13 protein-coding genes are annotated in these 12,606 nt (G+C 39.8%); 7 read left to right on the top strand and 6 right to left on the bottom strand.

The annotated features are described in order from the left end of the window. Positions 1-68: 68 nt before the first annotated feature. The 3 genes from CHJ_RS15735 to rbsK form a co-directional block, all read right to left on the bottom strand. The gene (locus CHJ_RS15735) at positions 69-1,082 is read right to left on the bottom strand and encodes an aldose 1-epimerase family protein (protein WP_317918228.1); all 1,014 of its coding nucleotides are present in this window, start codon (positions 1,080-1,082) and stop codon (positions 69-71) included. Between the two features lie 51 nt (positions 1,083-1,133). Further along, entirely contained in the window at positions 1,134-2,462 is a 1,329-nt protein-coding gene (fucP, locus tag CHJ_RS15730; RefSeq protein WP_317918227.1) for an L-fucose:H+ symporter permease, read from the bottom strand. Between the two features lie 82 nt (positions 2,463-2,544). Beyond that, the gene (gene rbsK, locus CHJ_RS15725) at positions 2,545-3,474 is read right to left on the bottom strand and encodes a ribokinase (protein ID WP_317918226.1); all 930 of its coding nucleotides are present in this window, start codon (positions 3,472-3,474) and stop codon (positions 2,545-2,547) included. Positions 3,475-3,687: 213 nt separating this feature from the next. Here rbsK and deoC point away from each other — a divergent pair, with 213 nt between their 5' ends. Together deoC and CHJ_RS15715 are read left to right on the top strand one after the other, a co-directional pair. Beyond that, positions 3,688-4,347, top strand: a complete 660-nt coding sequence (gene deoC / locus CHJ_RS15720; RefSeq protein WP_411861584.1) for a deoxyribose-phosphate aldolase — start codon at positions 3,688-3,690, stop codon at positions 4,345-4,347. After that, positions 4,334-5,224, top strand: coding sequence for a DeoR family transcriptional regulator (locus tag CHJ_RS15715; protein WP_317918224.1), 891 nt, complete (start codon positions 4,334-4,336; stop codon positions 5,222-5,224). Before deoC ends, CHJ_RS15715 begins: the two co-directional genes overlap by 14 nt. 59 nt (positions 5,225-5,283) lie before the next feature. Here the strand turns inward: CHJ_RS15715 and CHJ_RS15710 are convergent, their stop codons facing one another. Next, entirely contained in the window at positions 5,284-5,934 is a 651-nt protein-coding gene (locus tag CHJ_RS15710) for a glutathione S-transferase family protein (RefSeq protein WP_317918223.1), read from the bottom strand. A gap of 160 nt (positions 5,935-6,094) precedes the next feature. Here CHJ_RS15710 and CHJ_RS15705 point away from each other — a divergent pair, with 160 nt between their 5' ends. Then, positions 6,095-6,949 (top strand): LysR family transcriptional regulator, encoded by an 855-nt coding sequence (locus tag CHJ_RS15705; RefSeq protein WP_317919196.1) that lies wholly within the window; start codon positions 6,095-6,097, stop codon positions 6,947-6,949. A gap of 55 nt (positions 6,950-7,004) precedes the next feature. Continuing rightward, positions 7,005-7,874, top strand: a complete 870-nt coding sequence (locus tag CHJ_RS15700; RefSeq protein WP_317918222.1) for a hypothetical protein — start codon at positions 7,005-7,007, stop codon at positions 7,872-7,874. Positions 7,875-7,904: 30 nt separating this feature from the next. On the opposite strand, the gene CHJ_RS15695 is transcribed toward CHJ_RS15700, so the two are convergent. Next, a complete protein-coding gene (locus CHJ_RS15695) occupies positions 7,905-8,816 on the bottom strand; it encodes a LysR family transcriptional regulator (protein WP_317918221.1) in 912 nt (303 codons plus the stop codon). Positions 8,817-8,931: 115 nt separating this feature from the next. On the opposite strand from CHJ_RS15695, the gene CHJ_RS15690 reads away from it, so the two are divergent. From CHJ_RS15690 to CHJ_RS15680, 3 genes are all read left to right on the top strand, one after another. Continuing rightward, positions 8,932-9,285 carry a tRNA-binding protein gene (locus tag CHJ_RS15690; RefSeq protein ID WP_317918220.1) on the top strand — a complete coding sequence of 118 codons (354 nt, stop codon included), beginning with the start codon at positions 8,932-8,934 and terminating at the stop codon, positions 9,283-9,285. Positions 9,286-9,417: 132 nt separating this feature from the next. Beyond that, positions 9,418-9,600 carry a hypothetical protein gene (locus CHJ_RS15685; RefSeq protein ID WP_317918219.1) on the top strand — a complete coding sequence of 61 codons (183 nt, stop codon included), beginning with the start codon at positions 9,418-9,420 and terminating at the stop codon, positions 9,598-9,600. A gap of 69 nt (positions 9,601-9,669) precedes the next feature. Continuing rightward, positions 9,670-10,116 (top strand): GNAT family N-acetyltransferase, encoded by a 447-nt coding sequence (locus CHJ_RS15680; RefSeq protein WP_317918218.1) that lies wholly within the window; start codon positions 9,670-9,672, stop codon positions 10,114-10,116. A gap of 74 nt (positions 10,117-10,190) precedes the next feature. On the opposite strand, the gene CHJ_RS15675 is transcribed toward CHJ_RS15680, so the two are convergent. Next, a complete protein-coding gene (locus tag CHJ_RS15675; RefSeq protein WP_317918217.1) occupies positions 10,191-12,605 on the bottom strand; it encodes an EAL domain-containing protein in 2,415 nt (804 codons plus the stop codon). Position 12,606 lies beyond the last annotated feature (1 nt).

Below are 12,606 nucleotides of genomic sequence, written 5' to 3'. Positions count from 1 at the left end.
CACTGCGCTAAACCTCTTAAAGAATCTGAAAATGAGGTCAGCACAGTGGATATTTTTTACCGCAATGGTTATGCACTAATACCAGTTTTCACTACAAACTCTCTTACGTCTTTGGGCTGTAGCTGTATTAAAGTGCCATTTCTTTCTGCAGCTAAGTAACCTTCTGGACGACATGTAGCAGGCAGTACATAAGCTCCAACTTTCTGATCACCATTGTATAGTATCCAGCGAGTGGCATAGTTTAATGCTGAGGTATCAAACTCAGTAATCAGTGTTTTTCCATTACTGATTTTCATTTCAAATCGCGCTTTGTCAGTGTACTGAGACAAGTTATCCATAAAATAGACAATCTCAGGATCGTACATGTCTGGAGTTGAAAGTGTCTGGATTGGCGTGTCTTGCGACTTTAATGCTTCATTGAAATCAAGCCATTGCGGAGTTGGTTTTACGTGTCCGGGAATGGTTTCACGCAATTCCACAACGCTGTCAGGAATGTTCTGAGTCATCTTTGCTTCTGGGAAATAAGCGGTGTTCATATGGCACATATATTGAAGTGGCATGGGAACTGATGCTAAGTTTTGCACCTTCATTTTTATATCAAATAGCGATGCGTCTTTCTCTAGCGTTACTGACGGAGTCGCAAGGTAATGGTCGCCAAAACCCATGACGTATTCATACTCACCTTTAATTGTAATGCTGTTTTCCGTAATTTCTAACCACGACTTACTCATAGTAGCGCAAGGCATTTCACCATGAAGAGGGTGGTCATCCTCTGGGCTTGGACAACCGTTACGAATAAGCCCGGAATGATAAGCAAAGCAGCCATATGTACTAATGACTTCCTTACTTGGCTTTGGCTCTGTAAACATGTTTTCCATGCAAAGATCTTCACCTAGAAAATACGCATCCCAAATCATTTGTCCCATATATGGGAGAAGAACCAAATGACCTTTTGAGTTCTTAATTTTTAGCGCTTCAATACCTGAATTATATTTAAAGCCGCAGACAGTGAAGTGCTCTGACTGAATAAAGACCGTTTCATTTGAGTTAAACAGGGCTTTGTTTAGCGGTAGTGTATACATAGTATGAACTCCTATAGAGTAAAAGCCACTATATAGTGGCTTTTGTATTCATTAATTAGTTTGTTCGGTTAGTTCAGGTTGGTCGCTGATTTGGTTTTTGTTTTTCATCTCACCTAAGAAATAGTATCCAACATAGCCAAAGCAGACAAAGTTAACTAAAAACGATAGCTGCATACCAACTACGTCAGCAACAAAACCTTGAATGGCAGGAACAACAGCGGCACCAACAATCGCCATTACAATTACCGCACCTGCTGTTTCCGTGTACTCATTATCTACTGTGTCTAACGTACCAGCGTAAATTGTTGCCCAACAAGGACCAAATAGAACACTTACACCAACAGCCACATATACAGAGCTAAAGTCAGGCACTAAAGAAACATAAGCTAAGAAGGCCATACCAACAATTGAGTAGGCGATCAGTACTTTTTCTGCTGAAAATTTCGTCATTAAGATATTGGCAATAAACTTACCTATGAAGAAACAAACAAATGAATACACCATATAGTTTGATGCTGCACGTTCGTTAATATCGGCCATTTCCAAAGCAAGTCGAATAGTAAAAGACCACACCGCTACTTGCATACCAACATATAAGAACTGCGCAATGATGCCCTTTTTGAAGCGAGAGTTAGTTGATAGGTATTTCAATGTGCTACCGATAGATGGTGCTTGCTTATTACTTTGCTGAGCAACTTTACACTTAGGATATTGCGTCATCATAAATAGAGCGAGTACACCAACAAGGATAAAGATGATGTACTTGTATGGTTTAAGCGTGTGCTCTAGCATTTCTAAACGGAACGCGTGAACTTGCTCAATAGACATAGTTGCCATTTGTGACTCTAAGCTAGCTCCGTCTTGGAAAATTAGATACTTACCAAGCAAGATACCAGCGATGGCACCCACTGGGTAGAAAGTTTGACTGATGTTTAGACGCAATGTTGCGTGGGATCTTGGACCGAGCATTGATGAGTAGGTGTTTGCTGCTGTTTCTAAGAATGACAAACCAACGGCAATCGCAAAAATTGATGCTAAGAACATGGTGTACGTCGCCATATGAGAAGCAGGGAAGAACGCAGCACAGCCAAAGATGTAAAGTGATAATCCAATCATGATTGCCATTTTATAAGATGACTTTTTTATAACTATCGAAGCTGGAATTGCAATAAGGAAGTAACCGCCATAGAAAGCACTTTGTACCAAAGCACTGGCAAAGTTAGATAATTCAAAAACAGATTTAAATTGAGTAATTAGTATATCATTCAGCGCAGCTGCGCAGCCCCATAAAGGAAATAGACAAGACAGCAAAATAAACTGGAATATTGGTGTTTTATCTAAATAGCCATCTGGGCCTTGGGTCGCATTATGTTTTATCATTGTAGGGTTCCTTTAAGTATTAGTTATCTGTGGCTCATTTAAGTTAATGAGCCAACTTTATTTGTAGAGTCAGAGCGTTAGGTTATTTAGTGTGTTTTTTTTCGAATTCTTCAAACTGCTCAATGCTTGGGTAAGAGAACTGAGTCCCTTTCTCTGTGACACTGAAAGCCGCAAAAAGAGATGCTTTTTCTAAAGATGCTTGCACGTCGCCTGTTTGTATAAAGTAATGGGAGAAGCAACCAATAAATGCATCACCAGCACCACTGGTATCGATCGCATTTACTTTGGTAGGTTCTATATAAGCTTCTTTACCATTTTTATCTAACCAAAGGGCCCCTTTTTCACCCATGGTTACGATGATATTGTTAAGTCCCTTGTTTAATAGAATCTTTGCTGCTTCCTTAATTTGCTCAACAGTTTCTACGGGTTTATTAACCAGTATTTCTAGCTCGGTTTCGTTTGGAATAAAGAAGTCACAGCGGCAAGCGTATTCAATCTCTAGTTCCGCTACTGCTGGTGCAGGGTTTAATAGCACTGGGATATTATGCTTGTTACCAAATTCGATCGCAGCGTAGACGGTTTTTAATGGCACTTCTAATTGAAGAACAATTAAGCTGCACTCAATTAGTGTGCTTTCGGCTTTATCTATATCTGCCGGTTGTAGGAATTCATTGGCACCCTTAATAATAAGAATCGAGTTTTGAGATGATGGGTTAACAAATATAGGAGCAACGCCACTGGATGTCTGTGGTACTTTGCTAACATATTGGGTGTTAATTCCGTATGACTGAAAATTGCGAATGGTATTATCGGCAAACATATCATCACCAACTTTACTAACCATAACTACGTCAGCCCCCATTTTAGCTGCTGCGACAGCTTGGTTAGCTCCTTTACCACCACATCCCATTTTGAATGATGGCGCTTCCAAGGTTTCACCTTCTTTAGGCATACGTTCTGTGTATGAAATGAGATCGACCATGTTAGAGCCGATAACAGCGATTGTTTTCATTTTATTTTCCTTATGCGTGTTATGAATTTAACATTAGCCGATTTTATAACTCTAATTCTGAGATCTTCGTCACTCAAATGATGTTAGAAACACTAGGAAATTAGAAAAATATGTCCGTAGTCACACTTTGACGTTATCATGATAACAAATGACAGCCTCTATTTGTTATAAAGGTAACATTAATAATCACATCTATTAAATTAAGGGTTTATGATGAACAATTATATCGACCATACGCTACTAGCTTCTAATGCAACTGTTAGCCAAATCAATGAGTTATGTAATGAGGCTCGTGAGCATAAGTTCTTCTCTGTGTGTGTGAATCCAGGCTTTGTTGAGCATTGCGCTAAGCGTCTAGAGGAAACAGATGTTAAGATTTGCACAGTCATCGGTTTTCCATTGGGCGCTAATACCACTGAAACGAAAGTATTTGAGACTCAAAATGCCATAATGTTAGGCGCCGATGAAATTGACATGGTCGTTAACATTAGTAATGTTCTGGATGGAGAGTGGGAAAGAGTTAGTAAAGAAATAATCGCTATAAAACAAGCGTGTGGATCAACTTTACTTAAAGTTATTTTTGAAACTTGCTTACTTAATAACGAGCAAATAGCGCAACTTTGTCACATTAGTAAACATTCAGGTGCTGATTTTGTGAAAACCTCAACAGGTTTTTCTACTGGTGGCGCAACAGTGGAGCATATTGCGTTAATGCGTGATAAAGTTGGCTCAGAAATAGGAGTGAAGGCATCGGGTGGTGTTCGCACTAGGGAAACAGCACTAGCAATGATTAATGCAGGAGCATCTCGAGTTGGTGCAAGTGCTAGTGTTAGTATTGTCACAGGTGAAGCTCCAGTAAATGATGACTACTAAGAGTAAAACGCCTTCGGCAGTAAAAGCTCGAAAATGGAGAAGTATGGTCACAAAACAGTTAGAGAGGCTACGACGCATTGAAGCGTGTCTCAAACACAGTGATAAGATTCATCTAAAAGAAGTTGCCCGTCTGTTAGAAGTATCTGAGATGACGGTTCGTCGTGATTTAAGCTCTAATGCTGCTCATTCATTTCCTCTTGAGTACTACGGTGGATTTATCCGCCGTGGTACACCGATCGTTCATCATGATTCTTTGTTAGATCAGGAAGAATCGTTAGAGCCTCAACAGTATATTACTCCTGTTAAAGCATCAGATAGCGTAAATGCTTGTCCTCCGTCGAAGGTAAACAGTTATATTTCAACGGTCGTATCTGACTTTATTGAAGTGAATGATGTGGTTTATTTCGATAATGGTGTTTTAAACGCAGACATTATTGGCTCAATACCTGATGAAATTAAGTTTACTGGTGTTACGTCATCAATTAACGTGTTTTTAGCTCTCAAAAATAAGCCTAACTGCAAATCCATATTACAAGGTGGAGACTACAACGCAGTTCATGATGTTTTCAGTTCTGTATCTAACGATGTTCTTACTTCGATGATCTTTCAAAAGGTATTTATTTCATCGGCGGGAGTGCATGACAAGTTTGGTGTTACTGCTTCTGACATATTGGTGTCTAATGTCGCCAATCTTGTAATGGAGCGAAGCATGAGAAAGTACCTAATTGTAGAAAAAGGGAATATCAACCAAGCCGCGACCTACAAAATAGGTAATTTAACTGATTTTCATTATTTGATTTCTGATGATTTGTTACCATCTAAATTTGAAACTGCCTGTCATGATGCTCGGTTACAAGTGCTTGTGCCGAGTAAATAGTAAGATAAAATGCGCAGTGCGAAAGGCTTAGCTGATGAATAACTAAGCCTTTTTTGCCACTAATTTAAATTTACCCCAGCTTCATCCTCTTCAACAATGTCCGTTTCTTGGCTAGCCTCTATTAGCCATTGTTGCAATGACGTGCTGGCCAAGACCTTTTGTTGATACGCTTTTGCGCCATCAGACAGTTTAATTCCGTAGGTTTGAAATCGTAGCGCAACAGGTGCAAACATGGCATCGGCGATGGACCATTGACCGAACAGCCAGCCATCTTGGTACTGTTTCATTTGCTCTGACCAAATGGTGTCGATACGGGCTATATCCTTTAGCGCTCCGTCGCTAAGTTCAACTTTTCTGCGAGCACGAATGTTCATTGGCAACTCATTTCTTAAATCGAAAAAGCCTGAGTGCATTTCGGCGGCAATGGCACGAGCTTTCGCTCTTTTTGGGGCACTCACGGGCCATGCTTTTCCTTGCAAGTGTTGCTCATTTACGTATTCCAAAATTGCTAGTGAATCCCACACGGTGACATCATCATCCACTAGGGTGGGTACTTTTGCGGTGGGTGTTATCTTCTCTAATGTTTGGTAAAAATCTTTAGTGAATAGCTTTAGCTTGAACACTTCGATATCTAAATCGAATTGAGAAAAGATCAACCAGGCGCGAAGTGACCAGCTTGAGTAGTTTTGGTTGCCGATAAACAATTGCATTGAAGCCTCCATGCGGTTTAAATAGTAGTAAGTTATTTAAGAGTAAGTCATTAGCTTAAAAGTCATTAAATTGTGAATTTACAATATCTGATAGTTTTCTGTTCGACTAATGGATAGTTTTGATGGATTACTTCAACAAAAACGATGGATGGAATTGGATATGGATATCGAAGCGCTACGTAGCTTTCTGGCTTTTGTTGAAACAGGCAGTTTTACTCGTGCCTCCAAGCAAATTAATCGAACTCAGTCTGCGTTTAGCGCCCAGATGCGAAAACTTGAAGATGAACTCTGTGTCAGTTTGTTTGAAAAAGAGGGGCGAAATCTTGTCCTAAGTGAAGCAGGATTGGCGCTACGTTCTCATGCCGAACAGTTAATCGGCTTGCACAATCATGCTGTTAATCAAGTGAAACGATATGAAAACAAACGCCCTTTACGTTTAGGTTGCCCTGAAGATTACAACGACAACATCTTAGCCAAAGTTATTTCCGTCCTTCAGCAAGCTAACCCTACCTGTTCAATTCAAGTGATCAGTGAGCCAAGCATTAATCTAAGAGATATGCTTGATCACGGTAAATTGGATGCCGCTATTATTACACGCGCACCGGGTAGCGAAGAAGGTCACTGGTTAGCCAATGACCAAGGTGTATGGATTAGTCATCCTGAATTTGAAATAGACAACTCTCAACCACTGCCGATCACCTTGTTTCAAACTGACTGTAAGTACCATGCCGCAGCTGTTGATGGATTAACAAAACGAGGAATATCGTTTCAGTTGTTGGCCTGCTGTAATACTGCTTCAGCGCAACGCGCTATTGTGCGTTCGAAATTGTCCGTAGGTGCAATGGGAAGTATTAGTGTAAGCGATGACCTTAAAATTCTCGATAACATGCCGCCACTGCCTGCGGTCGAAATAGTACTGGTTACCGGTATTGAGCCTCATCCAGTATTAGATAAAAAGTGTCTCTCCCAATTGGTTGAAATTATGTCATCGCAGAATGCCACTTCTGTAATTTAGGCTATTATTAGTAGCGACCTGTTGGTAATCAAGTTCACAAAACGTGAGAGGCGTTATGACACTAAAAAAATTAGGGACTCTTTTTGCTCTCATTCTAGTAAGTAGCAGTGCTTTCGCCAGTTCGCTAAAAATTGTTACGTGGAATGTAGAGTTTTTAACTGCGAAGAGTAATACAAGTTGCGCTCCAAGAACCAATGCGGATTATGAAAGATTGTCTGAGTTCGCTAAATTAATGGATGCAGACATCTACGCGTTGCAAGAAGTTGAATCAGCACAAGCTTTGGCAAGAGTGTTTGATACTGATATCTATGATTTCATTGTGAGCCCACGAACCGGTGAAATATACGATTGCCGAGACAATAAAAAAAACAAAACCACTCAACAACGAGTAGCTTACGCCATTAAAAAGTCCGTTAACTATAACTACAATCCATCAGAAAATCTTACCAAGTTAGATTTAGCTGGTGACAGCTCTTTACGGTACGGTTTAGTTATTCAGTTACCAAAAGCAACACTAATGAATGTGCATTTAAAGTCTGCGTGTCATAGTGGCGATGTGCTGTCTAACGGCAAAGGTTGCGATGTTAAAAAAGAGCAGTTTGATGCACTAACAAAATGGGTTAATACGCAACCCAAATCAAAAGAGTTGGTAATGTTAGGTGACTTTAACCATAAATTTGGCCAAAACGATTATTTTCTCAATAATGCTGTTATGAAAAGAGACATTACTGCCCACACGAGTATTTTCAATAGCTGTGTTCAGAGATACTCTTCAAGTCAGGGTATAGATCATATTATTTCGAGTTTCGATAGGCTTAAGGTATCGATGATTCACTATGTCGACAAAAACGGTGATGGTATAGAAGACAGTGATGACACAATGCTGTCTGATCATTGTCCAATCATGGCTTCTATGCCACAGTAATCAATATTCTAGTCTGCATGCTGATTAGCATTATAGGGATTCAAATTTTTCTATGTCGTTTTTGGTTTCGTTTTCTAACCAGTTAACTATCTCTTTTATAATTGGAGTTTGCGTCTTTGCGTAACAAAAATATTTCCAATCACTTTTATGAGCTTGATACTCTTTTGGAGATAGTAACGTGCCATCTTCCAGCTCAGGAAGAACCAGCAGTAAATCAGCAATAGTCGCTCCAACTCCCGACACACAAGCATTGAGCGCAAGATCTAAGGAATAAAAAGAGGTATTTTTAGACTTAGCGGTATCTTGAATATTTTCCTTCAATAGCCACTCTTTCCAGTCATGATGATCTTTACTAGCGTGTAATCTTGGCATGCTAAGAAGAGATTCATTAGTCATTTTTTTGATTAATATTGGAGAGAATACGGGTGCCATGTACTCTTCTCTGAGAAATGTGATCTCTTCCTTGTCAGTGTACTGCTCTCCGATTCTAGAGTTGAATACCAGCAAATCAAAATCGTCACCCGCTAATTGTTCGTTTTCATCAACCGACGGAATTACGATAAACTCATATTCAGGATAGTTATCATTGAGCTGCTTTAATTTTGGTATTAACACTCGATTGGCAAAACCCAATACCGCTTTAATCGTTACCTTTTTTGTTTCACTTTGATTCCATGAAGAAAATACAGATTGAAGTTCTTTATAGTTAACCTTTAAAGCACTATAAAGTGCTTCTCCCTTTGCTGTTAACTCGATATGCCTATGTTTTCGTATAATAAGAGTGTGGTTTAATTCAGTTTCTAGCTGCTTTACTTGCCGACTTATCGCACTTTGGGTGATATTCAGTTCCAGTGCTGCCTGTGTAAAGCTCATTAGTCTCGCCACAGATTCGAACGCTTTCAAATTATTATGAGTATGAGGTAAGTCAGGGTAAGGGGTCATCGTTTTTCACATGATCAAATGGAATGCTAGGTTCGCATATTTGTAAATTGAACACCAGAAAAAAACTGTTATCTTGTGAATAATGAATGAAGCAGTTAAAAAGTCAGGTGAAAATATGAAACAAGCAGAGATTAAACCGCTAATTACAATTGATGATTTGGATAAAATAGATGTTAGAGTCGGCACTATTATAGATGTATTGGACGTAAATAAGTCAGATAAATTAATGAAGTTAATAGTTGATTTTGGTGACCATCAAAGAAGTATTTTATCTGGGATAAAACGAGAAAGAAATGACCCTTATGAAATTAAAGGCAAGCAGGCTCTATTTGTTGTTAATTTGCCAGAACGAAAAATGGCTGGAGAAACCTCCCAAGGCATGGTGTTTGATATCGGTTATGCAGACAAGTTAGTACCATGCTTAGCGATTCCTGAAACAGCAATACTTAACGGTAGCCGAGCGGGTTGATCTTTGCTCCTATGTGCAGGTTTCTGGTTAAAAACTGATTTATACTCTCCCTTATATGTATAGACGAATTGTGTATAAAAATTACCTTCAGTAATTATATTTGTTATTTATTAACTAACTTTGGTGATTAAAATGAAAATAAAATTATATTTCCCATCGGGTAGGGTGATGACACATTACCATAATATAGAGGCGTTAAAGAAATCATTCGATTCAGCAGGCATGTATTATGAAGTTGTGTATGAAAGTGGAGATAATAATAACAGTGTAGGAGAGAGTGAACCAGAAATAGAGATACGATCTAACTCAGAATGAAAATTAATAAAGGGGAATATTGTTCCCTTGTTATTTTTGCTAAATAGATATTAATAATTAAGGGATTTTATGAACATATCATTTCGACAATATTTAATGAGTGATGAAGATGAATGCCTTTCACTTTTTGATAAAAACTGCCCTGAATATTTTGCTGTCAACGAGAGAAAGGATTATGAGGAGTTCCTTGCTCAGGTTATGGATGGTTACCTAGTATGTCAGCTTGATAAGGAAATAATCGGCGCATTTGGTCTGTTTTCTGAAAACAACGGTAGAGTAAAACTGGACTGGATATTACTAAGTCCTGATAAACAGTGTCACGGTATTGGTTCTTTCATCATGGGCCATGTGTTGTCACAAGCTATTGATTTAAAAGCAAAGGTAATGGTGATTTCTACTAGTCATAAAGCATACCAATTTTTTGAAAAGCATGGTGCAGTCGTGTTATCTGAAGTGGAGAATGGGTGGGGACCAAACATGCACAGGGTTGAAATGGAACTGCCGATCATTTGCTAATACGCTGCAGTATTCAGATTTATAGGGGCTTACGTTCGACAACCAGAACATTTCACCCATTATCTTTTGAACGTTTAACGGCTTCGTTTTTGAGGTGATATGCCTTCTTTTATAAAATCATCGCTAGGAACGGGGTAGCCAAGATAGTAGCCTTGAAAGTTCTCGCAACCTAGGTTAATAAGTGAATCCAGTTGAGCGCGAGTCTCAACCCCTTCGGCAATGACATCCAAGTCTAAGCTTTTGGCCATCGTCAGTATGACTTTTATCAGTGGCGTCGTATCCGAGCCGTCGGTGAGGCCTTCCACAAAAGAACGGTCAATTTTTAGCTCATCAAGAGGAAGCTCTTTTAGGTATTTTAGCGAGGAATAACCGGTACCAAAATCGTCGATAGAAAATGCTATCCCTTTTGCTTTTAACTGAAGCATCTTGTTTTTAGCGAGTTCAAAATTATTTAACAACAGGTTTTCTGTTATCTCCAGAACAATAAAGTGGCCGGGAATATCATACTTATTGAGTAAGTTGGTAATGTAGGCGACAAAATCTACTTGCAGAAAAAACGCAGGACTAACATTCACAGCCAGATTTCCAAACTGACTTAAACAACCCTCTTCGCGCCATTTGGTTAAGAGAGTCATACTCTCTTCAAGCACCCATTTATCGATATCGATAATGAGCCCACTCTCTTCAGCATGAGGAATGAAAAAACCGGGCATAACCAAGCCATGTTTAGGGTTATTCCATCGAACAAGTATCTCCCCTCTCAACAGGTTGTTGTTATTGCCTATTTGAGGTTGAACCCAAACTTCAAACTGGTTTTGAGCCAGTGCTTCATAAATGCCTTCTTCGAGTTCAAGCAAATGCTGGGCGGCGTATTGCATTTCTCGCTCAAAGAACTGTACGCCGTTTCTGCCCAGTGACTTGGCTTTGTACATCGCGGTATCTGCTCGTCGAATTAGCTCGTTAGCATCGACATTCTCATCAGGGAAAAAGGCAATGCCAATACTGGCGGTGGCATGCAGAGTAATATCATCAACTTCTAAAGGCTCAGAGAGACAAGACAACAGGGAGTTTGACAGCAACATCGCTTTCTCTGCTGCATAATCAAGATTATCGGCGAGATTTGGTAGGGCAATAACAAACTCATCGCCGCCCAATCGGCCACACACCGCCTTGGTGGAAAATACTTCTCTGGTGCGCGATGCTACCTCTATCAATACGCGGTCACCGACAAAGTGCCCAAGAGAGTCATTGATCTTTTTAAACTGGTCTAAATCAAAGTAAATCAATGCGCCATATTGGTGATTGGTATTATGTTCTATGATTAACTCTTCGATCTGTTGAGAGAAAAGACTGCGATTGGCTAAGTGTGTTAGCGCATCATAGTAGGCTAGCTCATGAATCTTTCTTTGTGCATTCACTCTTTCAGTTACATCCCTAGCATTGACCATCACAAACTCGTTACCGTCGACGTCAATGTGTGTCGCTCGGCAATCTAAGTGCACATTGATGCGTTCTCCTTCCACGGTTTTTTCAAAGGCATCATCAAAGCTGTAGACAGTATGAACGGCGATTTTTTGAAACAGCTCTTCCATATCGCTAACGGTATAGTTCAAACTAAATTCAGCTAAGCTTCTCCCTTTGAGCTGGTCGAAGCTCTCTCCAACCAGTTGTTCTGCTAAATTATTGACGAGATGAACATGCGTTCCCGGGTGGCAAAGGAACATTGCGTCACTGGAGTTTTCCATCAATAGACGAGAAAAGCGTTCACTCTGTTTAAGGCTCTCCAACATTTTGGTCAGTTCTTTTGACGCTGTCTGATTTGCTTGCCACTCTTTGCTGAACTGTTCAACCAAAACCCCTAGTTCATCTTCTTTGGTGTAGGGCAGTGGGAAGATGTTTTTACTGGTGCCTAAATTTGTCACCCATTGAGCAATTCTCATCACCGGTTTAGAGACGTAAACGTAACTCAACATCACGAGAATCGTTGCCAGCAACAATGTGAAAGCCAGCGAAATAGTAATGTTGGTCTGCAATGCCCCAACCAGTTCTTTGGCTAATACCGATTCATCAATATAAATGTCTAAAGTGGCGTGCCGATCTCTTGAGTTGACACCGATCTCAAAAGACTGTTGTGAAGGTATATCAGCAAAATAGGAGGCGACTTGAAGGTGGGTGGACATGGTAAAGGTTTCTGGGCGAGTTTTATCCCCTAGAACATCATCGAAATCATCATAAAACGCTGCTCGTTTTATCAATGGTTGCCGTATCAGTGAGGTTAATATTCCATCTGTTTGTTTTTCGTCTAAGGTGTAAACCGCACTACTGAGTGTATCTCTATGTAAGTCAACGGAACGAGCAATACTTTTCGCTTGTTCAACTCTATCTTTTTGTAACAGAAGATAAACGTTAACCAGAGAAGATATACCACCACAAAGCATCGATGCGATAAAAATATACACAGTCTGTTTTATGGAAATACTCAGTTTCATA

Origin of the sequence: Vibrio sp. MACH09 (assembly GCF_033238805.1) — a bacterium.
In the GTDB taxonomy this organism is placed as follows: Bacteria; Pseudomonadota; Gammaproteobacteria; order Enterobacterales; family Vibrionaceae; genus Vibrio.
The sequence above is the reverse complement of the archived record's forward strand: the minus strand, read 5'-3'. Positions and strand labels throughout refer to the sequence as shown.

Bases quoted from the DNA above. Each gene is read 5' to 3' on its own strand.
- CHJ_RS15735 (WP_317918228.1), bottom strand. From the start codon at position 1,082: ATGTATACACTACCGCTAAACAAAGCCCTGTTTAACTCAAATGAAACG.
- fucP (WP_317918227.1), bottom strand. From the start codon at position 2,462: ATGATAAAACATAATGCGACCCAAGGCCCAGATGGCTATTTAGATAAA.
- rbsK (WP_317918226.1), bottom strand. From the start codon at position 3,474: ATGAAAACAATCGCTGTTATCGGCTCTAACATGGTCGATCTCATTTCA.
- deoC (WP_411861584.1), top strand. From the start codon at position 3,688: ATGAACAATTATATCGACCATACGCTACTAGCTTCTAATGCAACTGTT.
- CHJ_RS15715 (WP_317918224.1), top strand. From the start codon at position 4,334: ATGATGACTACTAAGAGTAAAACGCCTTCGGCAGTAAAAGCTCGAAAA.
- CHJ_RS15710 (WP_317918223.1), bottom strand. From the start codon at position 5,934: ATGCAATTGTTTATCGGCAACCAAAACTACTCAAGCTGGTCACTTCGC.
- CHJ_RS15705 (WP_317919196.1), top strand. From the start codon at position 6,095: ATGGATATCGAAGCGCTACGTAGCTTTCTGGCTTTTGTTGAAACAGGC.
- CHJ_RS15700 (WP_317918222.1), top strand. From the start codon at position 7,005: ATGACACTAAAAAAATTAGGGACTCTTTTTGCTCTCATTCTAGTAAGT.
- CHJ_RS15695 (WP_317918221.1), bottom strand. From the start codon at position 8,816: ATGACCCCTTACCCTGACTTACCTCATACTCATAATAATTTGAAAGCG.
- CHJ_RS15690 (WP_317918220.1), top strand. From the start codon at position 8,932: ATGAAACAAGCAGAGATTAAACCGCTAATTACAATTGATGATTTGGAT.
- CHJ_RS15685 (WP_317918219.1), top strand. From the start codon at position 9,418: ATGAAAATAAAATTATATTTCCCATCGGGTAGGGTGATGACACATTAC.
- CHJ_RS15680 (WP_317918218.1), top strand. From the start codon at position 9,670: ATGAACATATCATTTCGACAATATTTAATGAGTGATGAAGATGAATGC.
- CHJ_RS15675 (WP_317918217.1), bottom strand. From the start codon at position 12,605: ATGAAACTGAGTATTTCCATAAAACAGACTGTGTATATTTTTATCGCA.